This is a genomic window from Thalassotalea agarivorans, assembly GCF_030295955.1.
Lineage (GTDB): Bacteria > Pseudomonadota > Gammaproteobacteria > Enterobacterales > Alteromonadaceae > Thalassotalea_D > Thalassotalea_D agarivorans.
The window spans coordinates 3,174,875-3,200,675 of the sequence record NZ_AP027363.1; the positions used below are offsets into that span (position 1 = coordinate 3,174,875).

24 protein-coding genes and 1 riboswitch are annotated in these 25,801 nt (G+C 43.3%); of the genes, 10 read left to right on the forward strand and 14 right to left on the reverse strand.

What is annotated here, in order from left to right:
- Positions 1 to 3: 3 nt before the first annotated feature.
- The 4 genes from QUD85_RS14550 to QUD85_RS14565 all read right to left on the reverse strand — a co-directional run bounded on the left by QUD85_RS14550 (position 4) and on the right by QUD85_RS14565 (position 4,382).
- Complete coding sequence (locus QUD85_RS14550; RefSeq protein WP_407705100.1) at positions 4 to 990, reverse strand: ABC transporter permease; 987 nt, start codon at positions 988 to 990, stop codon at positions 4 to 6.
- A gap of 39 nt (positions 991 to 1,029) precedes the next feature.
- Complete coding sequence (locus tag QUD85_RS14555) at positions 1,030 to 2,412, reverse strand: CmpA/NrtA family ABC transporter substrate-binding protein (protein WP_093328664.1); 1,383 nt, start codon at positions 2,410 to 2,412, stop codon at positions 1,030 to 1,032.
- 310 nt (positions 2,413 to 2,722) lie between these two features.
- A complete protein-coding gene (locus QUD85_RS14560; protein ID WP_093328666.1) occupies positions 2,723 to 3,760 on the reverse strand; it encodes a CmpA/NrtA family ABC transporter substrate-binding protein in 1,038 nt (345 codons plus the stop codon).
- Positions 3,761 to 3,770: 10 nt separating this feature from the next.
- Positions 3,771 to 4,382 carry an ANTAR domain-containing response regulator gene (locus QUD85_RS14565; RefSeq protein ID WP_093328668.1) on the reverse strand — a complete coding sequence of 204 codons (612 nt, stop codon included), beginning with the start codon at positions 4,380 to 4,382 and terminating at the stop codon, positions 3,771 to 3,773.
- A 496-nt stretch (positions 4,383 to 4,878) separates the two neighbouring features.
- Here QUD85_RS14565 and QUD85_RS14570 point away from each other — a divergent pair, with 496 nt between their 5' ends.
- Positions 4,879 to 6,378, forward strand: coding sequence for a S10 family peptidase (locus QUD85_RS14570; protein ID WP_093328671.1), 1,500 nt, complete (start codon positions 4,879 to 4,881; stop codon positions 6,376 to 6,378).
- 243 nt (positions 6,379 to 6,621) lie between these two features.
- On the opposite strand, the gene QUD85_RS14575 is transcribed toward QUD85_RS14570, so the two are convergent.
- Both QUD85_RS14575 and yrfG read right to left on the reverse strand, forming a co-directional pair.
- The gene (locus QUD85_RS14575; RefSeq protein WP_093328672.1) at positions 6,622 to 7,506 is read right to left on the reverse strand and encodes a TolB family protein; all 885 of its coding nucleotides are present in this window, start codon (positions 7,504 to 7,506) and stop codon (positions 6,622 to 6,624) included.
- A 133-nt stretch (positions 7,507 to 7,639) separates the two neighbouring features.
- Positions 7,640 to 8,299: a GMP/IMP nucleotidase gene (yrfG, locus tag QUD85_RS14580; RefSeq protein WP_093328674.1), complete on the reverse strand. Its 660-nt coding sequence runs from the start codon at positions 8,297 to 8,299 to the stop codon at positions 7,640 to 7,642.
- 70 nt (positions 8,300 to 8,369) lie between these two features.
- On the opposite strand from yrfG, the gene nudE reads away from it, so the two are divergent.
- Genes nudE through QUD85_RS14595 form a run of 3 tightly spaced genes read left to right on the forward strand, consistent with a single transcriptional unit; the run spans position 8,370 to position 10,320 of the window.
- Positions 8,370 to 8,927, forward strand: a complete 558-nt coding sequence (nudE, locus tag QUD85_RS14585) for an ADP compounds hydrolase NudE (RefSeq protein WP_093328676.1) — start codon at positions 8,370 to 8,372, stop codon at positions 8,925 to 8,927.
- The gene (cysQ, locus tag QUD85_RS14590) at positions 8,924 to 9,742 is read left to right on the forward strand and encodes a 3'(2'),5'-bisphosphate nucleotidase CysQ (protein WP_093328678.1); all 819 of its coding nucleotides are present in this window, start codon (positions 8,924 to 8,926) and stop codon (positions 9,740 to 9,742) included. The genes nudE and cysQ overlap by 4 nt, the downstream gene beginning before the upstream one ends.
- An 8-nt stretch (positions 9,743 to 9,750) precedes the next feature.
- Positions 9,751 to 10,320, forward strand: coding sequence for a YceI family protein (locus QUD85_RS14595; protein WP_093328679.1), 570 nt, complete (start codon positions 9,751 to 9,753; stop codon positions 10,318 to 10,320).
- On the opposite strand, the gene QUD85_RS14600 is transcribed toward QUD85_RS14595, so the two are convergent.
- From QUD85_RS14600 to QUD85_RS14620, 5 genes are all read right to left on the reverse strand, one after another.
- Positions 10,321 to 10,545, reverse strand: coding sequence for a YheU family protein (locus tag QUD85_RS14600; protein ID WP_093328681.1), 225 nt, complete (start codon positions 10,543 to 10,545; stop codon positions 10,321 to 10,323). It lies immediately after the preceding gene.
- On the reverse strand, positions 10,542 to 11,513 hold the full coding sequence (locus QUD85_RS14605; protein ID WP_093328683.1) for a hydrolase: 972 nt from the start codon (positions 11,511 to 11,513) through the stop codon (positions 10,542 to 10,544). The genes QUD85_RS14600 and QUD85_RS14605 overlap by 4 nt, the downstream gene beginning before the upstream one ends.
- 103 nt (positions 11,514 to 11,616) lie before the next feature.
- Positions 11,617 to 11,757 (reverse strand): hypothetical protein, encoded by a 141-nt coding sequence (locus QUD85_RS14610; RefSeq protein WP_177168864.1) that lies wholly within the window; start codon positions 11,755 to 11,757, stop codon positions 11,617 to 11,619.
- Between the two features lie 77 nt (positions 11,758 to 11,834).
- The gene (locus tag QUD85_RS14615; RefSeq protein ID WP_093328684.1) at positions 11,835 to 12,569 is read right to left on the reverse strand and encodes a tetratricopeptide repeat protein; all 735 of its coding nucleotides are present in this window, start codon (positions 12,567 to 12,569) and stop codon (positions 11,835 to 11,837) included.
- 80 nt (positions 12,570 to 12,649) lie between these two features.
- Positions 12,650 to 14,296: a M1 family metallopeptidase gene (locus QUD85_RS14620; protein ID WP_093328686.1), complete on the reverse strand. Its 1,647-nt coding sequence runs from the start codon at positions 14,294 to 14,296 to the stop codon at positions 12,650 to 12,652.
- Between the two features lie 238 nt (positions 14,297 to 14,534).
- Positions 14,535 to 14,644, forward strand: a riboswitch (TPP riboswitch).
- Positions 14,645 to 14,717: 73 nt separating this feature from the next.
- Between QUD85_RS14620 and thiC the strand changes: the two genes are divergently transcribed.
- From thiC to QUD85_RS14650, 6 genes are all read left to right on the forward strand, one after another.
- Complete coding sequence (gene thiC, locus QUD85_RS14625) at positions 14,718 to 16,604, forward strand: phosphomethylpyrimidine synthase ThiC (RefSeq protein WP_093328687.1); 1,887 nt, start codon at positions 14,718 to 14,720, stop codon at positions 16,602 to 16,604.
- A 3-nt stretch (positions 16,605 to 16,607) separates the two neighbouring features.
- Entirely contained in the window at positions 16,608 to 17,741 is a 1,134-nt protein-coding gene (thiO, locus tag QUD85_RS14630; RefSeq protein ID WP_093328688.1) for a glycine oxidase ThiO, read from the forward strand.
- Positions 17,734 to 17,937, forward strand: a complete 204-nt coding sequence (thiS, locus tag QUD85_RS14635; RefSeq protein ID WP_245732087.1) for a sulfur carrier protein ThiS — start codon at positions 17,734 to 17,736, stop codon at positions 17,935 to 17,937. The genes thiO and thiS overlap by 8 nt, the downstream gene beginning before the upstream one ends.
- A 1-nt stretch (position 17,938) precedes the next feature.
- Positions 17,939 to 18,736, forward strand: a complete 798-nt coding sequence (locus QUD85_RS14640; RefSeq protein WP_093328690.1) for a thiazole synthase — start codon at positions 17,939 to 17,941, stop codon at positions 18,734 to 18,736.
- A gap of 3 nt (positions 18,737 to 18,739) precedes the next feature.
- Positions 18,740 to 20,239 carry a thiamine phosphate synthase gene (gene thiE, locus QUD85_RS14645; protein WP_093328691.1) on the forward strand — a complete coding sequence of 500 codons (1,500 nt, stop codon included), beginning with the start codon at positions 18,740 to 18,742 and terminating at the stop codon, positions 20,237 to 20,239.
- A gap of 845 nt (positions 20,240 to 21,084) precedes the next feature.
- Entirely contained in the window at positions 21,085 to 21,459 is a 375-nt protein-coding gene (locus QUD85_RS14650) for a hypothetical protein (protein WP_143047937.1), read from the forward strand.
- A 37-nt stretch (positions 21,460 to 21,496) separates the two neighbouring features.
- On the opposite strand, the gene QUD85_RS14655 is transcribed toward QUD85_RS14650, so the two are convergent.
- From QUD85_RS14655 to QUD85_RS14665, 3 genes are read right to left on the reverse strand one after another with little or no spacing between them, the layout of a single operon-like run.
- Positions 21,497 to 24,496 carry a PqiB family protein gene (locus tag QUD85_RS14655; RefSeq protein WP_177168865.1) on the reverse strand — a complete coding sequence of 1,000 codons (3,000 nt, stop codon included), beginning with the start codon at positions 24,494 to 24,496 and terminating at the stop codon, positions 21,497 to 21,499.
- Positions 24,480 to 25,109, reverse strand: coding sequence for a paraquat-inducible protein A (locus tag QUD85_RS14660; protein WP_093328696.1), 630 nt, complete (start codon positions 25,107 to 25,109; stop codon positions 24,480 to 24,482). The genes QUD85_RS14655 and QUD85_RS14660 overlap by 17 nt, the downstream gene beginning before the upstream one ends.
- Complete coding sequence (locus QUD85_RS14665) at positions 25,084 to 25,722, reverse strand: paraquat-inducible protein A (RefSeq protein ID WP_093328697.1); 639 nt, start codon at positions 25,720 to 25,722, stop codon at positions 25,084 to 25,086. The genes QUD85_RS14660 and QUD85_RS14665 overlap by 26 nt, the downstream gene beginning before the upstream one ends.
- Positions 25,723 to 25,801 lie beyond the last annotated feature (79 nt).

Consider the following 25,801-nt stretch of genomic DNA (forward strand, 5'->3'; position numbering starts at 1 on the left):
TAATTAACGCACTTGCGCAGTTTTGTCCCACGACGCCCAACGTTGCAGTTGAAGCATCATGCGGTCGAGTAAAAATCCAATAAAGCCGATCACAATAACTGCCGTCATAATGCGACTAAGCGATTGTGAGCTACCATTTTGGAATTCGTCCCAAACAAACTTGCCAAGACCAGGGTTTTGCGCGAGCATTTCCGCAGCAATAAGCACCATCCAAGCAATCCCTAAAGACATTCTCATGCCAGTAAAAATGCTAGGTACCGACGCAGGTAAAACGATTTTTCTAACATGCGTTAATGCCGGTAGGCTTAACACACGTGATACGTTAACCCAGTCTTGATTCAACGACGCCACACCTACAGAGGTGTTAATCACCATCGGCCATAAACAACATAAGGTGACCGTGATCATCGAGTTGATGAAAGACTTTGAAAACATAGGGTCTTGCGACACATAAACCGCGCTAACAACCATAGTGACAAGGGGTAACCAAGCCAGTGGCGAAACTGGTTTAAATATCTGAATAATCGGATTAATTGCTGTGTTTAAACTTTTACTTAAGCCAATCGCTATACCTAAAGGAATCGCAATAATGGCAGCTAATAAAAAGCCGCTCATTACCGTTTTTAGACTGGTAATAATCTGATCTAAAAACGTTTCTTTTCCGGTATAAGCGCGTATTTTTGGCTCATAGTTTGGATCTTTTGCAAGGCGTTTTGCGTTGCGCTCTTCTTGACGCTGATAAAAAGCAGCTTCTTTTTCACGCGCATCTTGATGTTCCTGATACAGATTGCCCATTTGCTCGGCAACCGCTTTAGGGCCAGGAAACTTACCTAGCGATGTGTCGATGTTTGACGCTGCTACTGACCAAATCAATAAGAACACCATGACACCTACAAAAGGTAAAGCAGCCACACGTGTGAACTTGCCAAACCACAGCTGGAACTTATGACTTGCTGGGTCGTTACTATTTTTTGTGATCAACTTACGTATTAAGGTAGTCATGTTGTTCTCCAAAACTAGGTAACCTAGTTAAATCTTGTCACCGTGTTTCAAACCAATAGAAAACTTATTGATGTATTCGTTAGGCTTTTGGCCGTCGTATACAATGCCGTCAATAAAGTGTGTTTGAGGTGATCTAAATCCGTCTTCGCCAGCAAGAGAGGCAAAATCTGATGCGTCCATAAGCTTTTCATCAACTAATGACTGAGCCGCTTTCATGTAGATGTCAGGACGGTAAACTTGAGCCGCTACGTCTTTGTACCAAGTATCTGGTTTGTCTTCGCTGATTTGGCCCCAACGACGCATTTGCGTTAAATACCAAATCGCGTCTGAATAATATGGATAAGTAGCGTTGTAACGGAAAAATACGTTGAAATCAGGTACTGCACGCTTGTCGCCTTTTTCATATTCAAAAGTACCAGTCATGCTGTTTGCGATAACATCGTAGTCGGCACCTACGTATTCTGATTTACTTAAAATTTTCACAGCTTCTGGACGGTTAGCATTGTCGTTTTCATCTAACCATTTGGCAGCACGAATAAGTGCACGCGTTAAACGAATCGTGGTGTTTGGATATTTTTTAGCAAACTCTTCCGTAATGCCGAACACTTTCTCTGGGTTGTCTTTCCAAATTTCGTAATCAGTTACAACCGGAACACCAATACCTTTGAATACAGCTTGTTGGTTCCACGGTTCACCTACGCAGTAACCGTAAATTGTGCCGGCTTCAAGCGTTGCAGGCATTTGAGGTGGTGGTGTTACTGACAACAAAGCCTGAGCGTCAATTTGACCTGAGGTGTCGCCTTTGTGTGGCGCATAAAAACCCGGGTGAATACCACCGGCAGCTAGCCAGTAACGTAGTTCGTAATTGTGTGTAGAAACCGGGAATACCATACCCATGTTAAACGGCTTACCTTGTTCAATGTAGCTGTCTACAACCGGCTTAAGCGCATCGGCTTTAATTGGGTGAACAGGGCGGCCATCATCCATTTTTGGAATGTTGCCCTTCATTTGTTTCCAAATTTCATTTGAAACAGTAATACCGTTACCGTTTAGGTCCATTGAAAATGGTGTGATGATGTTTGCTTTCGTGCCGTAACCAATGGTTGCTGCGATAGGCTGACCAGCAAGCATGTGCGCACCATCTAAACGGCCATCAATAACGCCGTCGAGTAGTACTTTCCAGTTTGCTTGTGCTTCAATAGTGACATAAAGCCCTTCGTCTTCGAAGTAACCTTTTTCATATGCAATGGCGATAGGCGCCATATCGGTTAGTTTAATGAAGCCGAATTTAAGTTCTTCTTTTTCTGGGTAGCCAATTTCTTCTGCTGATGCACTGGTGAAGATCAAGGCGCTAGCAGCTAGTGCAATTTGGCATAACTGCTTAAATGATTTTGTAGCTAATTTTGACATTTCTATTTCTCCAAATAAAAAAGCCCAAACACGCACTGACAGGTATCAGTCGTCTTTGAGCCACTATGCTATACAACCCGAATATCTTTCGAAGGCTATCTTTGCCATGATTTGGGTTGGCTAATTGTCACTACGTCATTGCAGTTTAGGGTGTAATGCATTAACGCTATTGCTAGTACATTACGATTGCTTTAACTAATACATAAATAGTGCCAACTTTTAAAAACCCTTATAAAACATTGATTTATTAATTTTGATGCACTATTTTTTGGTTTAATTTGATTGGTTTTGATGCATACCTGTGCGGTATTTAACTACTTTGGTGCAATGCTTTTAGGTAAAGTGCATCACTATAAACCTGCGCTAAAACATCACTACTCTGGTCAATATCAACTTGTTGATATTGCTTCATCATTGCCAATAATTGTTGAAACTCTTTTACATCTGCTTGGTTACCTTGGTCAAATTGGCAAAACGCTTGCACTTGCCTTGGCGATTTGTCGAGACCACTTAAACAGCTATCAAGCAATGGCGGGGCGATCACATCAAGCGACAAATCAAGATACTTCGCCTTTGTTAAAAACCGCGCGGCTTCAAGTTTATTTTGAGGGCTTGCCAGCCACAGACACGCTTTATACAAAGCGCGAATTAATGCTGTAACTACATCGGCATTGCCTTTGGCAAAATCAGCTGTCACCGCAATCACTTTCTCCAATGCCCCCGGCCAATTATCTGCGCTAGTTAACACAGTTACACCGACTTTTTCGCGAATCGCTTTCGTATTCCAAGGACTACCAACGCAAAAGCCGTCGATATCCCCAGAATACAATGCCGCGACCATGCTTGATGGTGGTAAGAAAATGATGTCGATATCGTCGAGCGTAATACCGCCTTGCGTTAACCACTGCCTTAACTGGTAATGATGACAACTAAACGGATGCACGGTTGCAAATCGCAGCTTAGTACCAGCATTTTTTCTTGCTGTGGCTATGTCGCTAATTCGTGTTGCAGGTAAAGGTAAGTCACCATCATTGTTCAGCGGTATTTGTTTGGCTAATTGTTTCGACAGAGTAATGCCATTACCACCTCTGCTCAGTACCATAGGGGCAAGCATATTCACCTTGATACCATCAACACCTAAGGTCGACGCTAAAGGCATTGGCGCTAACATGTGGGCACCGTCGAGCAAGCCAGCGGCGAGTTTATCGCGCAATGTCGCCCAAGAATTTTGTTTGCTTAATGTGACATTAAGCCCTTCTTTCTTGAAGAAACCTAATTCATGTGCGACCACTAGCGGCGCAGCATCGTTAAGTGGCATAAAGCCAAGCGTAAGATCGCGTAGAGTCATAATAGGCGTGTTAATCTCCGAGCACTGATACAAAGGATAGGATATTTTTTGCCACAGCTTCCATCGTTTGGCTATTGTCCATCGCCGTTTTTCGAATAAAGTGATAGGCGTCTTGTTCGCTATACCCTTTATTTTCCATTAGCCATGCTTTTGCTTTTTGAATGGTTTTTTGGCTAGAGAGCTTTTGCTTTGTTTCAACTAATTGCTGTTTAAGCGACTGATACTCGCTGAAACGGGCAATAGCGGTTTCTAAAATAGACTGTACCCGAGTCAGGTCTGTACCACCGGCAACATAGGCGCTAACACCCGCTTTGATCATTTTATTGATAGTATTGGTGTTGTCATCATCTGAGAACATCACCACGGGTTTGGGAGCATTAGCCGACAAATGGTTAAGACTATCCAACGTATCGCGATCGGGTGATTCAACATCAATGATCACAATATCTGGCTCACATGATTCCACAGCCTTTAATAATGAATGGCCTGAGTTTGAAAGCCAGTCGACTTGATATTTGTCGCTATCAAGCCCCTGCATAAAAGCTTTTGCCTTTAGCTCATCCGCTTCTATCAGCAATACTTTTAGTTTTTTCGAAAGAGATAATGTCCGCTTAGAATTCATACCTTAGTGGCGTACGTCGACGCTTATACTCAATTATCGGCACTATTGCCAAATGTCTGATAGTTACAAGTCTTGTGCCAACTAATTTTAACCAATAAAAACAATGACTTGTGATTTTTAGGCATTTGTCTATTTTTGCTCGTGATGCAATATGATGCAGGTCTTGCGCCAAAATGATCAGAAATAAAGGTGGCAGCACTCACCGTCATCCCGCACTAGTTTCCGTCATCCCGTACCTTGATGCGGGATCTCCTTACGCTGAGCTTTGGTGCATGGACGCTGCGCTGTTGGAGCATGGGACAAGTAAGTTTTCGCATACGCTGGTGGGAACAAGGAACGTGGAAGCCATTTCAACACACAGCTCATAGCTAGAAGCACGTAGCCCGTAAAACATTTAAGCGCAAAAACACGTCTTTTTACCCTAAAACACTGACAGTCTGCTTAATATTGCATAAGCTCTAGACAAGCTAAATTGCAATACAGAATAAGGTTAAGTATGAAAAAGTTATTAGCACTCTGTTTATTATTGCCCTGTTTCTTGGCTGCACAAGAACATGCAAGGCAAATAGACATCGACCAAAAAGTTGTTACTAAACACAGCACCAAAATTAACGGTAATACCGTCCGTTATACCGCAACAACAGGCACTCAGCCGGTATGGGATGACGAAGGTAATCCAACAGCAACACTTTTTTATACTTACTACCAAAGAACTGGCGTCAGTGATACCGAAACTCGCCCATTAGTCATTTCATTTAACGGTGGTCCTGGTTCTGCATCAGTGTGGATGCATGTTGCTTATACTGGTCCACGTGTATTGAACGTTGACGATGAAGGCTACCCATTGCAGCCTTATGGCGTAAAAACAAATCCACATTCGATTCTAGACGTTGCCGACATTGTGTTTGTTAACCCTGTCAACACGGGATACTCGCGCGTATTGCCCGGTAAAGACGGTAAAATGCCATCACGTGAAAAACAAAAACAAATGTTTTTTGGTGTTAACGCAGACGTGAAGTATTTGGCTGATTGGGTCAACACCTTTGTTACTCGTAATGAACGTTGGCGCTCACCAAAATACCTAATTGGTGAAAGCTATGGTACAACGCGCGTTTCTGGCTTGGCGCTTGAACTACAAAATCGTCAATGGATGTATTTAAATGGCGCTATCTTAGTGTCACCTACTGATATTGGCATTGAGCGCGACGGCCCTGTAAAAGCGGCTAATCGCCTTCCATACTATGCAGCAGCGGCATGGCACCATGGTGTATTAGCTGACGATTTACAAAGTAAAGATCTCTATGAAGTATTGCCAGAGGTAGAAGCATTCACCATTAACGAATACATTCCTGCTTTAGCAAAAGGTGGTTTTATTAGTGCAGACGAAAAAGCCGCAATTGCTAAGAAAGTCGCGAAATATTCTGGTCTTTCAGAGCAAGTCGTATTGCAAGCTAACCTTGATATCCCGACGTCGTTTTATTGGAAAGAATTGCTTCGCGACAAAAACCTCACGATTGGACGTTTAGACTCACGTTACTTAGGCATAGACAAGCAAGCCATTGGTGAGCGCCCAGACTACTATGCTGAACTGACTTCTTGGTTACACAGCTTTACACCAGCAATAAACCACTACCTAAGAAACGAACTCAATTACAAAACCGATGTGAAATACAATATGTTTGGTAATGTTCACCCTTGGGATCGCACCAACAACAACACGGGCGAAAACTTGCGTTTAGCGATGGCACAAAACCCATACTTAAATGTGATGGTACAGGCGGGCTACTACGACGGCGCAACGAATTACTTTGATGCCAAATATACAATGTGGCAGTTAGACCCAAGCGGTTTAATGAAAGAGCGCCTTTCGTTTAAAGGCTATCGTTCTGGCCACATGATGTATTTACGTGCTGAAGATTTGAAGCAATCGAATGACGATTTACGTGAGTTCATCAAAGCCAGCATGGTAGATGAAAAGACACCAGCGAAATATTAAACTTCCGCAAAAAACATGGTGCAAGGAGCATGTTAATAGGTGCGTGATGTTAGATCCCGTGTCAAGCAAGGGATGACGAGGGAATCTAACGGGAAGACGAAGGGTTAACGTGTGATGGCGTTGAAGAAACAATGTCCTGTAAACTGCCAAATGAAAGCGAAACCGTTATAACTTGCTCCATGCACCTTGCACCTTTGCTGGCGTTTTGGGTCCTTGCACAAAACGCCAGCAAAACAGCCTACTTTAGCGCAACGCACTTAAAGCAATTTGGTATAAATTACCTCGGCCATTTTCGATTCTTGTGAAAAATAAGTACTTACCATCAGGGCTAACAATAGGGGTAAATTCATGATCAGGTGTATTAACCTTTTCACCCAAGGATTTAGCCACTGTCCATTTGCCATCGACTAAGTACGACACATATAAGTCGCCTTTACCTAAACTATCGCTGCGGCGCATGCTAAAAATAATGGTCTTTCCATCGGCTAGCATCACAGAATCACCTATTTGACCGCCTTCTCCTAACATCTCTGCCGGCAATGGCTTTGGCGTTTCAAAGCCAGAATCTGTTGCTTTTGCTACGTAGAATAAACGTTGGTCATTTCGAAAAGACGGAAAGTACAAATCACCATTTGCTGTTAATGATGGATACAAATCGTTAGCATCTGAGCTTAACTGCGGCAAATATTCTGGCGCTTGCCACTGACCGTTCACTTGTTTCGAACGCCACATATTTACGCTGCTAGCTTTTTCATTGCTACCGTCAATAGGTCGATTGGAAACAAAATAAATGTACTGTTCGTCGGGACTGTAATAAGGATCTGCCTCGAGATAGCCACCTGAAAAGAATAATTTTTTAGCGGGCTGCCAAGCGCCCTGCTTAAATTCAGATTGCATCATGGTACAACGAGTAAAGTCGTCCGCACAGCGAGCGAAAAGGACATTGTCGCCAGCTTTGTTAAACACGGTGTTAATTTCAAAATGCGCTTTCGTAGAAATAATACCTGGTGCAAATTCAACGGCTTTGGTTAGCGCGGCTTCAGACGCGTAAGCAGGGTTATCGGCATGTACTGTTGCACTGGAAAAACCGACAAGAGCAAATAACGTTACTAGAGATTTAGATGGCATGAAAAGACGCCTTGACAAGCTATAAATGTATGGACTTTATTATAAGCGCTGACGCATGCAATCGGTAGTCAATGGGCGCTGATTTGCGCCTAAATACATTCACAGTGAGATAATAAAAAGACTACTAAAGGGGCTAAACAATATCGCCAACAATGGTGCGATAATCAGTAATCGACAGATAATCACCCATGTCATTCACCCCTTGTTTACTGTCCGGGTTAGCGACAGCAAGAATATGACCAATACCATATTGCTTCGCAGAATTGAGCACTGGGATATTATCGTCAACAAACAAGGTTGTCGCTTTATCAAAGCCATGCTTATGTTGCAGTTTGTGCCACAGTTCTTGAGATTCTTTTGTTACGCCGAATTCATGCGTAGAGTACAAGGTATCGAAATACTGATCTAACTGAGTGCGCTCTATTTTAAGTGATAAGGCATCAGGGTGCGCATTGGTTACTAGTACAACGTCCTTGCCCGCTTGTCGTAGCGCAACTAAAAAGTCATGAGCGTCTTCACGCAATTGAATAAGATGCTCTACTTCTCGCTTCAACTCGCGAATAGGCATCTTAGTTTTTTCTGCCCAGTAGTCCAAGCAATACCAAGAGATTGTACCGACCACAGATTCATAGTCACTGATTAATGCTTCGCGTGCTTGTGCAATGGGTACATCGTAATGTTCACTGTACCTAAGGGGCAAATGCTCCATCCAAAAGAAGGTGTCGAAATGCAGGTCAAGGATAGTCCCGTCCATATCTAGCAAGACAGTTTCAATTTTTGACCAATCAAACATAGATTTATCCCTTAATTTCGATTTATCATAGCATCATACCAAGTTGACGAATGATTTGCCCACCACAAACATGACAAAAGACAAAGCATTGCCCAAAATTAATGGAAGAAAGGAAGTTGCTCGCAGTCGCATATTTGCCATTGAGTCCGTCGACCTCACTTTTTCGAATGGCGAAACACGTGTCTATGAACGCATGATGGGCAAAAGCAAGGGCGCAGTGATGGTTATACCTATGCTAGACGACGAAACTATGTTGCTCGTTAGAGAATACTGTGGTGGTACGCATAGCTATGAATTAGGTTTTCCTAAAGGGCTCGTCGATGAAGGCGAACAAGCTGTTGAAGCCGCCAACAGGGAACTAAAAGAAGAAATTCACTATGGCGCGCGATCCATTGAAAAATTACATTCTTTGTCGATGGCACCAGCGTTTTTTGACGCCCATATGGATATCTTTGTCGCCAATAATTTGTATCCCGAAAGCTTACCCGGTGACGAACCTGAACCGCTTGAAATAGTGCCATGGAAAGTCAGCGATTATCACAGCCTATTAGCCCAGCCTGATTTTAAAGAAGCACGTTCTATCGCTGCGTTAATGCTGTTTGTTGACAGCCAAAAGGAGTCAACATGACCTTAGATGAACTACTGCAAATTGCAATTGCTAGTGCAAAAAAAGCAGGTGAGCAGGTACTTAAGCACTATCATGCTGGCGACTACACCAAAGAAATAAAAGAAGATGACAGCCCGGTAACCAGTGCCGATATCGCGGCCAACGATGTACTTATGGCGGAGCTGAAACGATTAACGCCTGATATTCCAATTGTTTCAGAGGAAGTCGGCGCGCTGCCACTTGCAGAGCGTGTTACTTGGCAAAGATACTGGCTATTAGACCCCATTGATGGCACGGGTGAATTTATTCTCGCCAGTGGCGATTTCGCCGTGAATGTCGCCTTGGTTGAAAATCATTGGCCTGCTATAGGTGTTATTCATGCACCTGAACATCGACTCACCTACTACGCACAAAAAGGTGTTGGCGCGTTTAAAGACAATGGTGAAAGCGCCATTCAAATAAAGGTTGAACCTTATACTAAAGACAGACCGATAAAAGTCGCAGTGAGTCGTCGCCAAGAACTCAATTTAATGGGGCAATACCTCAATAAAGACTTTCGTTTCGAATATGTTGCACTGGGAAGTTGTTCGCTAAAAAATTGTCTTATTGCTGAAGGCGGCGCAGATTGCTATTTGCGCATCGGTCCTACGGGCGAATGGGATACAGGTGCTAGCCAATGTATTTTAGAACAAGCTGGTGGCAGCATTATAGACAGTGAATTCAAACAGCTTAGTTATAATCAGCGAGATACCTTAATGAACCCAGATTTTATCTCACTAGGCGATCCAAATTTTCCGTGGCATGACATTATCAAGCCACACAAAACTGACCGATAGGACATGTTATGAAAACCTTTATTACTGCGCTGTTATTAATTAACTTCTCTGCAATTGCGAACAATTGGCAACTAGATAGCGACAAATCAACGCTAAATTTTGTTAGCGTCAAAAAAGAAACTATCGCTGAAACGCATACTTTTGAAGCACTACAAGGCACCATTGATGCGCAAGGTAAAGCCAAACTTGTAGTGCAGCTAACGTCTGTAAATACCTTGATACCGATTCGCAACGAGCGTATGCAAACCATGTTGTTTGAAACGAATCAATACACTACCGCAGGCTTCAAGACCACTATTGACCCAACATTAATTTCTGGGCTAGCAGTAGGCGAACAAAAGCGAGTTACTTTATCTGGTGAGTTATCATTGCACGGCAAAGTGAATACGATTAGCGCTGACGTTGTTGTTACCAAGCTAAAGGATAAAACTATCACGGTAAATACGGCAGCTCCCATCGTATTAAATGCGGCCGATTATGATTTAACCGCTGGTGTTGCCGCCCTACAAGCGATTGCGGGACTACCGAGCATTAGTTTAATGGTGCCGGTCACATTCCATTTAACGTTTAACGGCTAATTACTCAATTTCAAAGGTGCCGTCGTTCGGTAAAATATTGACCGTTTCGTGCAATTCTGAAAACACGATAACCGCACTGCCATTTTTTAATTGACGACGGACATCCTCTACTTTTTCGGCGAGCGCTTTTTCATGTTCGCCGTAATCAGTTCCCTCTTGCAATACATACTCTTTAATCAAATTTTCTAGCGTGTCAGACGCTATCTGTTGATACGGTATGATCATAAATAGTCCTCAAAAAATTGCGGAATGCGTTGTTCCAACCAAAAGAACGGTTTTAAGCCCCGCGCCGATATAAAGCCAACATGGCCGCCTTTTTCACTCACTTCAAAACGCACATGCTCTGGTAAAGTAGGTAGTTTTACAATTTCTTCATGGGCAAGGAAAGGATCGTCTTTGGCGTGTACAAACAGTGTAGGTATAGCAATTTTATCGATCACATAACGGCCGCTAACGGATTCATAGTAGTGCACAGCGTTATCAAAGCCATTGAGCGGCGCAGTTACTTTATCGTCAAAATCGAAAAGCAAACGAATATCAGCAAGTTCATCAGCCGAAATATGCGTCACCAGTCCATCCGCTATTTTGTCGGCGGTCGACGTCTTTAACATATCTACCAAATACTTTTGATAAATCTTAGAGCTACCCTGCGCAATTCGTTCACTGCAACTAAGCAAATGCAAGGGTGCACAAATAACTGCTGCACTTTGATACGGCGATTGTGTGGTTTGGGCCAAGTAACGCGTTAATACATTACCGCCAAGGGAAAACCCCATGATCGCTTTGGGATTGCTATGAAAGTGTTGCGCTAAATAATCGCTAAAAAAGCTAATGTCATCAGTAAAACCTGAATGGTAAGCATGCGCCTTGCGATTAGGTAAATCACCGCAGCCTCGAAAATGAATAAGTACACCAACCCATCCTTTTTCCGTTACCGATTTAAGCATTCCTTTGGCATAGTGGCTGTCTTTAGAGCCTCCTAGGCCATGCAAGATAACAACTATAGGTTGCTCTGGTGAAATAGAATCCGGTGTTTGCGTCCACGCCAGTTCAATAAAGTCACCGTCGGGTGTGTCGAGCTGCTGCTTGAAAGTGGAAATGGTTTCATTTCTGCGCAAAAGTTTTGCCGCCATGGTTTGCACATGACTATTACTGAGCCACCAAGCGGGTTTGAACGTTGCAGAATAAATCATAAAAAAAGCCCTAACCAAAGTTAGGGCCTAGTATACCAATTCATGTTGCTAGGTATAAGCGAATACGTCTTTCGACGGGAGATATTTCGAGCGTGTCAGCCGACTAATGCGAACCCTTGCTATCGTGTTCAATGTGACTCAAGAAAAACCATACATAATAGGCACAAATAGCTAATACAACCGCTAATCCAGTAAATGAAATAAAGACCACAGGGTCATTGAAAAACATAGTGAAAATATCCATAAACGGCTCCTTTGTTTTGTAGGTTTTGTCTATGGATATATGTTAAATCGCTTTATCTGAAAAAAAGCTGATATAGATCAATATACCAGTCGATTTTGCTCTCTTAATCTCGCTTTTTCTTCAAGCTGAGTGAGAATTTTTGTACGCAGCGTTTCTGCCTGTGCGCGCCCTAATTCAATGTCTGCGCTACTCATGTTGCGCTCATCTAAAATAAGGCTCTTCTCTGCTGGCGTATAGCCCGCGCGCGCCGCAAGGGTATTCCAAATGAAAGATTGTTTTACATCTTTCTTAACCCCTTTACCTTCTGAGTACAGTAGCGCTAAATTAAACTGTGCTAACGCAAAATTTTGATTCGCCGCGCGCTCATACCACTTCGCTGCTTGCTTGTAATCTTTGTAAGTGCCTTGTCCTTGCTCGTACATAACACCTAGATTGAATTGTGCTGCTTCAAGCCCTTTCATCGCTGCTTTTTGGTTTAACTCAAAGGCTTTCTTTTCGTCTTTTGGCACACCATTGCCGTCAGTGTACATGACCGCTAACTGAAAGTTAGCACTGGGGTCATTTTGCTCTGCCGCTTGTTCTAAATAGCCAATTGCTTTTGGGATATCTTTCTTAACACCCCAGCCATTGATATACATTTGCGCAAGTTGAAATTGAGCAGGCGCAACACCCATCTCTGCCAGTGCTTCAAATTGCTGTTTTGCTGATTGAAAGTCACCTCGATTTAGGTCAGATAAGCCTTTTTCGTAATCCAAGGCGAAGCTATTAAAACTTAAAAGAAGTGCAACTACACAGGAGATCAACGCTTTCATAAATATCCTATTATTCGCGAAGTTAGATTAACTATAGTGTAGTCGAGAATCGGGGCTAAGGTCGATAGCCCCGCATAAAATTAATCACCTAAGATGTTTAAAAATGTGACATAAAAGTTTGGATCTACACGCAATGTTTTTGGCTTGCTTGGTAAAATAGACCACTTGTCAGTGACTTCAAGCCAAACAGGCTGACCATCGATAAAAACACGCACTGGCATATTAAAGCCCTTCACTACCTGGTTCCAACGCACTCTCACGTCATCACCTTTGTTAAAATACTCCAAGGTTGGCACGCGATAGTCTCGTAGATATTGGTCAAAGATTTTAGATAAATCTTTCTCGGTTTTTGCATCCATGTAGGCTTCGATTTGCGCTGATTCAACCGTTTGTAAGGCAAAGTCGCGGTTTAATCCACGTAAAATTTCTCGCCACAGTTTATCGTCATTAACTACCTGGCGAATAGTATGCAGCATGTTTCCGCCTTTGTAATACATGTCTTTGCTACCCGAGCGATTAATATGTGGTATGCCTATGATTGGCGCTTCATTGAATATATTGTGGCGCGTACCGCGCACATATTCGTCACCTTCAGCTTTCGAGAAATGGTACTCCAAGAACAGACTTTCCGAATAATTAGTAAACGCCTCGTGCACCCACAAATCAGCGTTGTCCTTAGCGGTAATATTATTAGCAAACCACTCGTGACCTACTTCGTGAATAATAATAAAATCAAACTTATCGCCGTTTCCTGTCGCGCTTAAGTCACGCCCTTTATAACCATTTTGATAGCCGTTTCCGTATGTCACCGAGCTTTGATGTTCCATGCCCAAATAAGGCACTTCTACTAATTTAAAACTGTCGTCGTAAAACGGGTACGGACCAAACCAATGCTCAAAGGCTTCAATAGATCTTGGCGCATCTTTAAACTGTACCTTGGCTTTTTCCAAGTTTTCGCGCAGCACGTAATAATCCATATCAAGGGTGCCACCTTCGCCATTAAATGTTTCACCAAAATAAACGTAATCGCCTATGTTGATATTCACCGTATAATTGTTGATAGGTTTAGTGACTTGCCAATGAAATACGCGCGTGTCCTTTTTCTCTTCGGTGTTTACTAAACGCCCGTTAGCAATGCCCATCAGAGGTTTTTCCACTTCAGCACTAATTAGCACGCCCTTGTCTGGTTCATCGTAACCATGATCTTTTGACGGCCACCAAATACTTGAACCTATACCTTGATTTGACGTGGCAATAAAAGGCAGACCATTACTGTCTTGGCTCCAAGTAAAACCACCATCCCATGGCGGCCTTACCGCAACATGAGGTTGCCCCTGCCAATGCAACACCACCTGTTTTTCAGCGCCCAGCGGCTGCTTACTAGCAAGCGTAATAAAATAGGTATATCCGTCCTGCTCAATGGTTAACGCTTGGCCACCTTGTTCGGCTTTCGTGAGCTTTAGCGGAGGTTGTAGCTCGATTTGGAAGCGTTTTTGCTCACCGATAACTTTGTAAGTTACCGTGTTTGTTCCTTTGATTTGCTTGTTTTTTCTGTCTACAGCAAAGGCTAAATGATAGTGCTGTAAGTCCCACCATGCGCGCTCAGGCGTAATTGAGCCACGCAAAATATCTTGATGAGTAACATCTTTTTGTTCAAATACATCGCCAGCAGATACAGATAGTGACGTGCTAAGTAGCAATGAGGTAATAAGTGCAGGTAGTTTCATAAGGCATGCTTCATTATTTTTATTGCATACAATATACCTACCAATAAACAAATAGGCAAATAGGCAAATAGGCAAATAGGCAAATAGGCAAATAGGCAAATAGGCAAACGCCAGCTAATTACCTTTCGTCAATCTCAACAAGTAAAAGCAGTTAAGGTGACAACACACAATAATCCGCTTGCGTGCGCTAACTATTGCCCTTAGAATCAGCATCGACTAGTCACTAAATTGAGTGGCTAAACACTTGTCGGAGTGCCAGAGGCTGAGATCGCGAAAGCGGGATCCGTGGAACCTGATCAGAGTAGGCTAACTAGCCAAATCTGCGTAGGGAACAAGAGCAAACAGTAGCTTTTCATGAGCTATTGTTTCTATTCATCTGCCAATACTCCGCCTGCATAATTTTCATCACAGGTGAGAGACCATGAGTACAACAACTAGACGAGAAAGCCGCCAACAGGCACAAGCTTTCATTAATAATCTTAAGAGCGATTTTTACCCTAATTCTAAGAAAGTGTATGTTGCAGGGGAGCTGCACGACATTAACGTTGGTATGCGCGAGATTTCGCAAGCCGATACCTTGGTGGGTGGAAGTAAAGACAACCCAGTATTTGAGCCTAACGAACCAATTTGCGTTTACGACACATCGGGCGTTTATACCGACCCTGATGTTGCCATTGACGTGCATAAAGGCCTACCAAAGCTCAGAGCAGACTGGATTGCAGCGCGCAACGACACTGAAACACTCAATAAGCAAAGTTCAAACTATAGCCAGCAACGATTAGCTGACGAAGGGCTTGATCACATTCGTTTCGAACATTTACCACAAGTGCGTCGCGCAAAAGTTGGTCAAAACGTTACACAAATGCACTATGCTCGCCAAGGCATTATTACCCCTGAGATGGAATATATTGCGATTCGCGAAAATCTAAAACGTGAGCACGTAAAATCAGAGATTTTACGCCAGCAACATCCAGGTCAACCGCTGGGTGCTCAAATCCCTGAGCAAATTACTGCCGAATTTGTGCGTAAAGAAGTAGCAGAAGGGCGCGCAATCATCCCAGCAAACATTAACCACCCCGAAGCTGAGCCAATGATTATTGGTCGCAATTTCCTGATCAAAGTAAATGCGAATATTGGAAACTCTGCTGTCTCTTCATCAATTGAAGAAGAAGTAGAAAAACTGGTATGGTCAACAAAATGGGGCGCCGATACTGTTATGGATTTATCGACAGGTCGCTACATTCACGAAACCCGTCAGTGGATCATTCGTAACTCGCCGGTACCTATTGGCACAGTGCCTATTTACCAAGCGTTAGAGAAAGTAAACGGTATTGCAGAAGATCTCACTTGGGAAGTGTTTAGAGACACGCTTATTGAACAAGCAGAGCAAGGCGTAGACTATTTTACTATTCACGCAGGTGTACTGCTGCGCTATGTGCCTATGACCGCTAAGCGATTAACCGGCATTGTATCGCGCGGCGGTTCTATTATGGCAAAGTGGTGTTTGTCACATCATAAAGAAAACTTCTTATACACCCACTTTGAAGAGATTTGCGAGATTTGTAAAACCTACGATGTATCGTTTTCACTTGGCGATGGCCTGCGCCCAGGGTGCTTGCAAGACGCTAACGACGAAGCGCAATTTTCTGAGCTACGTACGCTTGGCGAGCTTACTCAAATCGCATGGAAACACGATGTGCAAGTCATGATTGAAGGTCCTGGGCATGTGCCACTGCATATGGTCAAAGAAAACATGGATGAACAACTTGAGCATTGTCACGAAGCGCCGTTTTACACCTTAGGCCCACTCACCACGGATATTGCTCCCGGCTATGACCATATTACCTCTGGCATCGGTGCCGCTAATATTGGTTGGTATGGCTGTGCCATGCTCTGTTACGTTACACCTAAAGAGCATTTAGGTTTACCGAATAAAGAAGATGTACGCGAAGGCTTAGTTACCTACAAAATAGCTGCGCATGCTGGTGATCTAGCAAAAGGGCATCCTGGCGCGCAAATTCGCGACAATGCCTTGTCTAAAGCCCGCTTTGAATTCAGATGGGTCGACCAATTCAACCTTGGTTTAGATCCTGAAAAAGCACGTGCATTTCACGACGAAACCTTACCGCAAGAATCAGGCAAAATTGCCCATTTTTGTTCTATGTGTGGGCCAAAGTTCTGTTCGATGAAAATTACCCAAGATGTGCGTGACTATGCTGCCAAGCTTGAAGAAGCGGAAGATGGCATGGCTGCAAAATCTGAGGAATTTACTCAAACAGGTGGCGAAATATACCGAAAAGCCCTTTAAACGATGAACATTGTCATTGTAGGTGCCGGTTTAATGGGGCGACTCGTCGCCCTAGATTTGCACCGCAAAGGTCATCAAATAACCCTGCTAGATAGAGACACTAAGCAAGGCAAGCAAAGTAGCGCTTACGCTGCCGCCGGATTGTTAACACCACTTGGCGAAGCGTTTAAAGCCGAGCCTAATATTGTCGCTATGGGTTTGGCTGCTTTGCAAAAGTGGCCCGCACTCGTTGCATCGCTGGACGAGCCTGTCTTTTTTCAGCAACAAGGGGCGCTTATGGTGTGCCATGAGCAAGACAAGGGTGATTTTTTGCGCCAACAGCGTTACTTGCAGCAGCACTATGCTGAGCACCCCATGCACACCCTTGATAGGGCGGGCATTGAAGCACTTGAGCCTGAACTTGGACGCAGCTTCAATTTGGGTTTGTATTTGCCCGAAGAAGGGCAAATAGGTAATCGACGCCTACTGATTGCATTGCAAAAGCAACTTCAGCGCTACGGCATCAATTGGCTTGAACAAAGTGATGTTACTTCGCTGTGCGCTAAATCAGGGCAGGTGTCATACCAAAGGCAAGAGCAACAATACTCGATAACGGCTGATATCATCATTGACTGTCGCGGCGTTAATGCGGCAGAAACGCATAACGGTTTAGCCAATAGTTCACTAAGCACATTACGTGGTGTAAGAGGTGAATTGTTTCAACTGTTTGCGCCAGAGGTCAATATTAGTCGCCCGATTCGTTTGATGCATCCTCGCTATCAACTCTACATTGCGCCGAAGTCAAAAGGCTTCTATGTGGTTGGTGCAACAGAAATTGAAAGTGAAGATAAAGGGCCGATGACTGTGCGCTCTGCACTCGAATTACTCAGTGCTGCTTACAGCGTGCACCCTGGCTTTGCAGAAGCGCAAATAAGACAGCATGTCAGCGCGTTGCGTCCAGCGTTTCAAGATAATCAACCCAAGCTGATAAGAAACAATAAGTTAATTCACGTTAATGGCTTGTTTAGGCACGGCTTTTTGATTGCGCCCATTATCATGGAACAAACTACGGCGCTTGTGGAGGCGATGGCAACCTCACAGATTAGTTTAGCAACCTTGCCACACAACCAATTTATACAGGTACAAGATTGTGATTAATATTCACATAAACGGCGAAGCCACAACACTTTGTAAAACCAGCACAATGGCTGACGCACTTGAGCAATACGTTGAAGCAAAATCGACTTTTGCCGCCGCGTTAAATGGTGAGTTTGTCGCTCGTGACGACTATAACCATACGCAGCTAAAATCAGGCGATAGCATTGATGTTATGCTACCGATACAAGGGGGCTAAAATGTCACTTTCTATTTATGGAACACAATTAAACAACCGTCTCTTAATTGGTAGTGCTTTATATCCATCACCAGACATTATGAAGCAGGCGATTTTAGCGAGTGGTTCACAAGTGGTGACCTTGTCGCTCAAACGGCAAAATCCTGCACAGCAAGGCGGCGAGAAGATATGGCAATATATCCAAGAAATCATGGCTCAAGTAGACGGTCATTTGCTGCCTAATACTGCCGGATGTAAAACCGCTAAAGAGGTTATTACGCTGGCCAAAATGAGTCGCGAGATATTTCAAACCAACTGGATTAAAGTGGAAACGATTGGCGATGACTACAATTTACAACCCGATGCAATTGAACTGCTCGCCGCCACTAAAACATTAATTGCCGACGGCTTTAACGTTTTACCTTATTGCACAGACGATTTGGTGCTATGTCAGCGCCTTTGGGATCTCGGTTGCGAAGTGATCATGCCTTGGGCTTCGCCTATAGGCACCGGCAAAGGATTAATGAATCCATACAATCTAGAAACTATCCGTATGCGCTTGCCAGAGGCTACACTGATACTAGACGCAGGTATTGGCAAACCGTCTGACGCCTGTTTGGCGATGGAAATGGGATACGATGGCATCTTACTTAATAGTGCTGTAGCACTTGCTGATAATCCGGTATTAATGGCAAAGGCTTTCAATCAATCACTAAGCGCTGGTGAAAACGCATATGTTGCTGGCATTATGCAACAGCGCCAAACAGCGCATCCTAGTACGCCAACACTCGATACGCCTTTTTGGCATCAGGAATCTTAATGCATGAGCGATAAACCTATTATCTGGACTATTTCGGGGAGCGATTGTAGCGCCGGTGCGGGCATTGCCGCGGATCTTCGTACCGGCCATAGTTTTGGCGTGGAAGTGTGCACCATCAGTACCGCGAATACCACGCAAAATAGTAAACAGTTTTATGCCGTGAATGCCACAGATATCGCTATTTTGGAAGAGCAAGCGCAAGCCTTGCTTGAAGACAAATTCCCACGCGTGATTAAAATAGGATTGATCGCAAATGACAAGCAAGCAAAATGGTTGTACAACTTACTCAAAGATCTAAAAGCACGCCACGATATATTGGTAGTTTACGACCCCGTGGGGCAAGCGAGTGTGGGTGGTGTTATGTCGACGGCCAATCAAGCCTTTTCAACGGGCTTTTATCCCTACATTGATATCATTACGCCGAACCTAAGCGAAGCACAAAATATTACCGGCGAAACAGACACTACAAAACAAGCAAAAGCTTTTAAGCAATTAGGCATATCAACGGTCATTATTAAGGGCGGTCATAGTGATGACGACAGCTGCACCGATATCTGTTATCACGCCACTGACAATATCGGCGACAATGGCGAACACGTTTATTGTCTTAGCAGCGATAAAATCAATACACGATATAGCCATGGTGGTGGCTGTTCATTCGCAAGTGCGGTCGCCGCCTGTTTAGCCCAAGGCTATCTAGTGCGAGATGCAATCACACTAGCAAAAGCATTTATCAATCAGGGACTGCATGCCAACCTAGGCAAAATGGAGCACTATGGCGCTTTTGAACAAACCCAATTTCCCACTAACCCCGCCATGTTTCCTCGCGTAGTGGATAATATTCAGCAGCGCTTTAGTCAATTACCGGCGTTTAAACCACTGAACCTTTCGCCAAACCAATCTTTGGGCATCTACCCAGTTATTGGCAGTATTGAATGGCTTGAGAAGTTGCTGCCGCTTAACTTTAATATTATTCAGCTAAGGCTCAAAGATAAAAGTCAGGCCACCATAGAGGCTGAAATCAAACGCGCGGTTGAATTAGCGAAAGACTATCCAAATACTCGCCTATTCATTAACGACTATTGGCAACTAGCGATTACTCATGGTGCTTACGGCGTGCATATTGGTCAAGAAGACTTGTTAGATACCGATCTAGCGGCAATTAATCGCGCAGGATTGCGTCTTGGCATCTCCACCCATGGCTGCTACGAGTTTTTGTTAGCACAGCAGCTGCAACCATCTTACCTAGCGGTCGGCGCTATCTTTCCAACCAAAACAAAAGATATGACGGGGCAAATTCAAGGGGTGCAAACACTCACTCACCTCCTGTCGCTTAAGGCTGATATTCCTGTTGTTGCAATTGGTGGTATTAGTATTGAACGAGCGCCTTCTGTGTGGCAAACCGGTGTGGATAGTATTGCGGTTGTTACCGCGATTACAGAGGCGAGTGATTATGTTGAGGCGAGTAAGGTGTTGCAGGGGATTACGGGAGTTGGGGAATAGGTGCTAAGTGGTAAGTGCTAAGTGCTAAGTGCTAAGTGCTAAGTGCTAAGTGCTAAGTGCTAAGTGCTAAGTGCTAAGTGCTAAGTGCTAACAACGAATTTTCGTCATTCCGTGCTTACCAAGCAACCTCCAACGTCATTCCGTGCCTGACACGGAATCTCGTTTTGCTTTGATCACAATATATATCACTCCTAAAGGAGTAATAGTCTAGGGGTGTAACGTGACACCCCTAGGATAGGGACTTAATACCCTTAAAAATCGACTCTGCAGCAACTAATTAAAAAGATAGCAAAGTAGATCCGATGGTCTGTAGCTAGCTACGTCCGAAGATATACTGAAGATAGGTTTTATAAGTAGTTGCTGCCCGAAGGGTGCTTGTAAATCCAAACTGCTTTTTGTTGCTCCTCCAAGCATTAGATGACTAAAGCATTGAACTCCCGCCGCAAGCACTTCGTATTTACAAAGCACAGTGTTAGATTTTTAAGGGTAATAAGTCCCTAACCCCCACGCCCCAACTCGGTTTGACGACCCCGCTATTGTTTTTTAATGATGTCGACGCACCGTCTCAATAGCACATCCTTGTCCTATTTCACCTTGTTCTTCGTCCATGAAGAACTTATGCGTGATCATCAAAAAACACTATCGGCAAACCTCAATGGGGAATGGGTTATGTTGCACTGCTCGTTGTATTAGTTAAATGTTGAGTAGAATTCCATCAGGTGGTTTTGCTTTGTATTAGTGATTGAATTACTATGCTTTTCACTATAGAAAAGTGCACTCGTTGAAGGCATAAACACCCTTGCAGGGTCGCATTAATAAGCTGTTAGGCGTAAACGGAAGTAGAGATGAAATTTCTAACATTTTTAATACTAGTATCATCCTCATTTAGCTCCATCGCTAAACAATGTTCTGGCATGGTAATTTTTTATTTGTCTAAAACAGAAATTGAAGCTGAATCTGATTTTAAATATTTCTATAACTCTATTTACCCTGCTCTCAATGATATAAATATCGAGACTCTATATGTTGAAAAGTTACCATCAAAACTTGATACATGTTTTGGCGTAAAGGTGGAGGTTAAGCCTTCAAATTTCGAATTTGAACTGGGTTACTTATTAATAAACTCAAAGGCTCAAACTAAATATATTTCAGGCGTTATTACAGACATAGATTTATTAGAAGAAACCAAAGCGTTTTTTAATAGTGCTCACAAGAAGTAACTAGAGCGGTACAAGTCACTAATCGCAATTAGCTATGCTACTCTAAATTAATTTCTGCTTGCCATGATTGCCAGCTTTCATCTGCCTGCGGATACAATTCAAATTCGTGGCCTTGGGTGACTTGTTCGGCAACACTAGGTGTTGAAAAGGCAATACCACCGGATAACAGCGTTTCAACTGATTCTGAATCTATCTTCACACCTGAAAATAAACCGGCATCAATCTTAACGCCACTAGTATTCCAAAACTTACTTTCAGCGGTAACCAACGGACTGTATTTTTGATAGATATTAACGTAAATATCAACAGTTGCAGCATCATTTGATAGGTCAACGCCTATTACTTCTCCGACTTTAATTTGGCGATACAAAATTGGATTACCTGGCCTGATAGAGCCGAGTTTTGGCGAAGATAACTTAACGTTTAATCCATACGGTAATTCGGTAGTAACTGGGGCTAAAGGTTCGGCGACAAATTCAGTTTTTGATTCGCCCTCGCCCGGCAAAATCGCAACGAAGCCACCAGAGACGATTGCTTCTAAGTTTTTATTACCAACCAATCCAAATTCAGGCTGTGCAAACCAAAAGCGGCTTCCTTCAACCGCAAAATTGCGGCCAGCATCGTTCAAGTAAATGATGGCATGCGCCCCAAAATGGCTTTCATCAAACACAAGTTTCGATACAACACCCACTTTTTGGTCGTTGTATTTTACGTTCATGTTTTCTCGTAGCGATGATACGTCTTGAAAGTAAACAGTCACAGTTTGGCCAGCTAGTTCAGCGTGCGCCGAGCTGCTAAACAGTCGAAACTTTTCTCCCTCTTCTACTAAATTAGCGTTAGGAATATTGTCTGGATTATAAAAACTGATACCGCCGGTTAAAATGGCGTCTGCTGATTCTGTTTTAACCGTGAAATTGGTGAGCCCACCAGATACGGTGACGCCACTTGCGTTATAAAAGCGGGTAAAACTCGTTATTAAATGACGATACAATTCATCAACCGTAACGTGAATGACAACGCCCTCTGCTTCATCATCTAACTGAATGCTATCTACCTGACCTACTTTAATGCCGTGATAACTGACTGGGCTGCCAATATTTACCACGTTACCTGATTTCGCTTGCAACTTAAGTTGCAAACCTTCTGAGTAGGTTGGCTTTTCTGGCGCTTGCATGGTAATAATGAATTTGTTGCTCGGCTCGCCCTCACCAATATGGGCATTAATGTAACTGCCGCCAAAAAGTGCTTCGGTGTCGGTTAACCCAGCTAATGACACTTGCGGTTTTACTAGCCAAAATAAACTATCTTCACGCAATACAGGTTTAAACTCTGGATAAAGCCCTGCAATTACTGTTTCGAGCCCCTTTTGGCGCTGAATTTCATGAACTGAGCCAATTTTTTCACCGCGATACATAATACGTGTTCCAACGGCTATATCTTTGGCGGTAGCAATTTGAAACTCCACATACTCACGCTGTTTCGCGGTATCTTCACTGTTAAACAATTGATAAACCGTGCCATTTGAAATCTCTGTTGATGTTTCTGTTAATCCATCATCAAAGGCTACACCACCCTTTAAAATCGATTGAATGGCATCTGCTTGCACTTCAAAGTTTTGCAGCCCGCCGGTAATACGAAATCCGGTAACATCCCAAAAGCGAGAATCAGCTTTTACGAAATCTTGAAACTGCGGCTTAATAAAGATATGCACCATAGATTTTTTAGGGTTCAGAAACTCAACCGCTTGGATACTGCCCACTTGTTGCTGATGATAAAATACGCCTGCACCCGGTTTTAATTTAGTCGATACGTGCGATTCCAAGATCAGATGCAAACCTGGTTCTGTATAAGGGTAAGGTGGTTTGTGGTTATATACTAAAAAGCGATCTTTTGATTCACCCAAGGGGCTTAATCTGACGCTAATATGGCTACCTGTTAGCAGCGAATGTAGGTTTGTAACGCCACCTAAATCAAGCTCAGGCGATACTACAAAAAATTCCGTGTTGTCGGTTAAATAAGGAATTGTGCGCGGATTCATTTTGACTTTCGCCACTATCTTGCGCTTTTCTGCATCGATACGAGAAAATTCTTGAATACGACCAATAGTTAGGCCCTGATACATAATCGGTGCGTGTTTATCGACGCCTGAATTCCATTCCAGCTCGAGCACAATAGTGTGCCCCATTTCGGCAGATTGAAAATCTGGGTGTAGCTCAAAGGTAAAGCCATTTTGGGCAGGATCTAACTGCGCTTCATACTCCGAATTGTCAAAAGCGATACCGCCAGCAATGATGGTGGCTAGTGAATCAGTTTTAACATTAATACCACCATTTAAACTGGCTTCTACTTCAATGCCACTGGCATTCCAAAAACGTGAACTTTCTTTAACTAAATTGGCATATTCAGGATTGATAAAGACATTTACGTCAATAATGTCGTTATCTTGATTGTAGCTATAACCTTCAACGCGCCCCACAGGAATTTGTTTAAAGGTTACAGGCGAGCCTTTACCCAACGAGCCTAAGGTATTTGTTTGCAACACAATATGAAGCCCTGGTGTGGTGGAGTCCATATCGGGCCTGTCATCTAACGCAATAAAGCTGCGCTCGGAATCGGCGTCTTCATCTATGCCTGGCTGAATATTAATGTAACTACCAGATAACAGCGTATCTAAGCCTTTAACGCCCTCAAAAGAGATATCGGCGGTAACATACCAAAACAAAGTGTCTTCATTTAGCATGTTTGACGAACTTGGGATCATCTCAACCGTTGCGATAACATGCTGCAAATCATCAGTTACCTCAACATCTTTAACCGTACCAACTTTCAAGCCCTTATAACGTACTTGGGTTTTATCAACGGCAATACCACTGGCAGAATTAAACTGAATTGTAATGAAAATACCTTGGCTTTTTATCGCCTTAAACAGCATCCAGCCACCAAACACTAAGGCAATAACAGGTACTAGCCAAACTGCTGATATAGCTGGCTTTTTCAAGACTTTAACATTATTTGTGCCGTTATCCTGCTCGGTCATACTCTTCTTCATCCCAAATTGAGCGAGGTTCAAAGCTTTGTGATGCAAACATGGTAAATATTACGGCGAGTGTAAAATAAGTACTGCCTGCCCCTGCTTCTATAGAGGTGACAAAACCTAAATTAACCACAGCTACCATCAGTGCAACTACAAATACATCTAACATCGACCATGGACCCAAAAATTCAACGATTTCATATATTTTGGCCCGCGTTTTTGGTTGTACCTTAGTCTTATACTTAGCAGTAAAAACCAAAATTAACAAACCTGTTATCTTTGCAATAGGTACGACAAAACTGGCAATAAAGACCACGATCGCAATCGGTAACATCCCCATTTCTACCAATTTTATGATACCACCCATAATATTAGACGGGTCACCACTACCTACTTTGTTAAACACCATCATGGGTAATAAGTTAGCGGGAAAGAGTGTCACTATAGCCGCTATCGTCCATGCCAAGGTGTACTGCATCGCTTTGGGCTTACGAATATAAAAGTACGCACCACAACGCGTGCACTTTTGTTTTGCCCCCATCATACGATTGAGCTTCAAACATTTTGGACAATTGCCCAAGCCATGTTGTTTAGCGGTTCGTACGTGCGAGCTCATATTCTAGTTTGTCCCAAACATAATGCGGATCAAAGGTAACGGAAATAAAGGTTGAGCAAATTAAATAGCCGGTAAAGGCTAAAAGCCCGAGCCCCACGGATAGCTCAGCTAAATCGGTAATCTTGTACATGGATATGATCACGCCAAGCAAAAACACATTGAGCATCACCCACTTGTCTAATGTGTGATAAGAGCGGAAAAATTGCAGTAAGCCAGGCGTATACATGCCAAGTTTGATAGACACTGTTACTACAAATGCAGTGAACAAGCGTACAAAGGGAATTGCGATGGTGAATAAAAAGGTACAAAGTGCCATCACGGGGAAATCGTTGGCAACGAGATCTTGAATACACTCTACCAATGACGCTTCGTTATACAAGCCAACTAAGCCAACACCGATAATAGGTAAGGTCATGGCAGGTACGAAAAACACCAGCCCTGCGGTGGCAATAGCAAGGGTGCGGTTTATTGAATCCTTTTTGTACACCAATAGAACGTTGTCACAGCGACTGCAAATAGCCTTGTGTCCGGGCGCAAGTTTAGGTTTTGGCGACAGTGCATCACAATGAGTGCATGCAACTAAGTCTTGATGAGCATCCTTTAATTCTGCCATAGCGCTAATGTTTTGACGGTTAAACAACCATTAAAACTGAGTGTAAGGGAAAAAGTCACCAAATACCAATACCCTACTT

Excerpts from the sequence above, each read along its gene's own strand:
- cysQ (WP_093328678.1), top strand. The coding sequence starts at position 8,924 with ATGACCTTAGATGAACTACTGCAAATTGCAATTGCTAGTGCAAAAAAA.
- QUD85_RS14575 (WP_093328672.1), bottom strand. The coding sequence starts at position 7,506 with ATGCCATCTAAATCTCTAGTAACGTTATTTGCTCTTGTCGGTTTTTCC.
- QUD85_RS14555 (WP_093328664.1), bottom strand. The coding sequence starts at position 2,412 with ATGTCAAAATTAGCTACAAAATCATTTAAGCAGTTATGCCAAATTGCA.
- QUD85_RS14615 (WP_093328684.1), bottom strand. The coding sequence starts at position 12,569 with ATGAAAGCGTTGATCTCCTGTGTAGTTGCACTTCTTTTAAGTTTTAAT.
- yrfG (WP_093328674.1), bottom strand. The coding sequence starts at position 8,299 with ATGTTTGATTGGTCAAAAATTGAAACTGTCTTGCTAGATATGGACGGG.
- QUD85_RS14665 (WP_093328697.1), bottom strand. The coding sequence starts at position 25,722 with ATGGCAGAATTAAAGGATGCTCATCAAGACTTAGTTGCATGCACTCAT.
- QUD85_RS14560 (WP_093328666.1), bottom strand. The coding sequence starts at position 3,760 with ATGACTCTACGCGATCTTACGCTTGGCTTTATGCCACTTAACGATGCT.
- QUD85_RS14595 (WP_093328679.1), top strand. The coding sequence starts at position 9,751 with ATGAAAACCTTTATTACTGCGCTGTTATTAATTAACTTCTCTGCAATT.
- QUD85_RS14570 (WP_093328671.1), top strand. The coding sequence starts at position 4,879 with ATGAAAAAGTTATTAGCACTCTGTTTATTATTGCCCTGTTTCTTGGCT.
- QUD85_RS14660 (WP_093328696.1), bottom strand. The coding sequence starts at position 25,109 with ATGAGCTCGCACGTACGAACCGCTAAACAACATGGCTTGGGCAATTGT.
- thiE (WP_093328691.1), top strand. The coding sequence starts at position 18,740 with ATGAGCGATAAACCTATTATCTGGACTATTTCGGGGAGCGATTGTAGC.
- thiC (WP_093328687.1), top strand. The coding sequence starts at position 14,718 with ATGAGTACAACAACTAGACGAGAAAGCCGCCAACAGGCACAAGCTTTC.
- QUD85_RS14605 (WP_093328683.1), bottom strand. The coding sequence starts at position 11,513 with ATGATTTATTCTGCAACGTTCAAACCCGCTTGGTGGCTCAGTAATAGT.
- QUD85_RS14640 (WP_093328690.1), top strand. The coding sequence starts at position 17,939 with ATGTCACTTTCTATTTATGGAACACAATTAAACAACCGTCTCTTAATT.
- QUD85_RS14565 (WP_093328668.1), bottom strand. The coding sequence starts at position 4,382 with ATGAATTCTAAGCGGACATTATCTCTTTCGAAAAAACTAAAAGTATTG.
- nudE (WP_093328676.1), top strand. The coding sequence starts at position 8,370 with ATGACAAAAGACAAAGCATTGCCCAAAATTAATGGAAGAAAGGAAGTT.
- thiO (WP_093328688.1), top strand. The coding sequence starts at position 16,608 with ATGAACATTGTCATTGTAGGTGCCGGTTTAATGGGGCGACTCGTCGCC.
- QUD85_RS14600 (WP_093328681.1), bottom strand. The coding sequence starts at position 10,545 with ATGATCATACCGTATCAACAGATAGCGTCTGACACGCTAGAAAATTTG.
- QUD85_RS14650 (WP_143047937.1), top strand. The coding sequence starts at position 21,085 with ATGAAATTTCTAACATTTTTAATACTAGTATCATCCTCATTTAGCTCC.
- QUD85_RS14620 (WP_093328686.1), bottom strand. The coding sequence starts at position 14,296 with ATGAAACTACCTGCACTTATTACCTCATTGCTACTTAGCACGTCACTA.
- QUD85_RS14610 (WP_177168864.1), bottom strand. The coding sequence starts at position 11,757 with ATGGATATTTTCACTATGTTTTTCAATGACCCTGTGGTCTTTATTTCA.
- QUD85_RS14655 (WP_177168865.1), bottom strand. The coding sequence starts at position 24,496 with ATGACCGAGCAGGATAACGGCACAAATAATGTTAAAGTCTTGAAAAAG.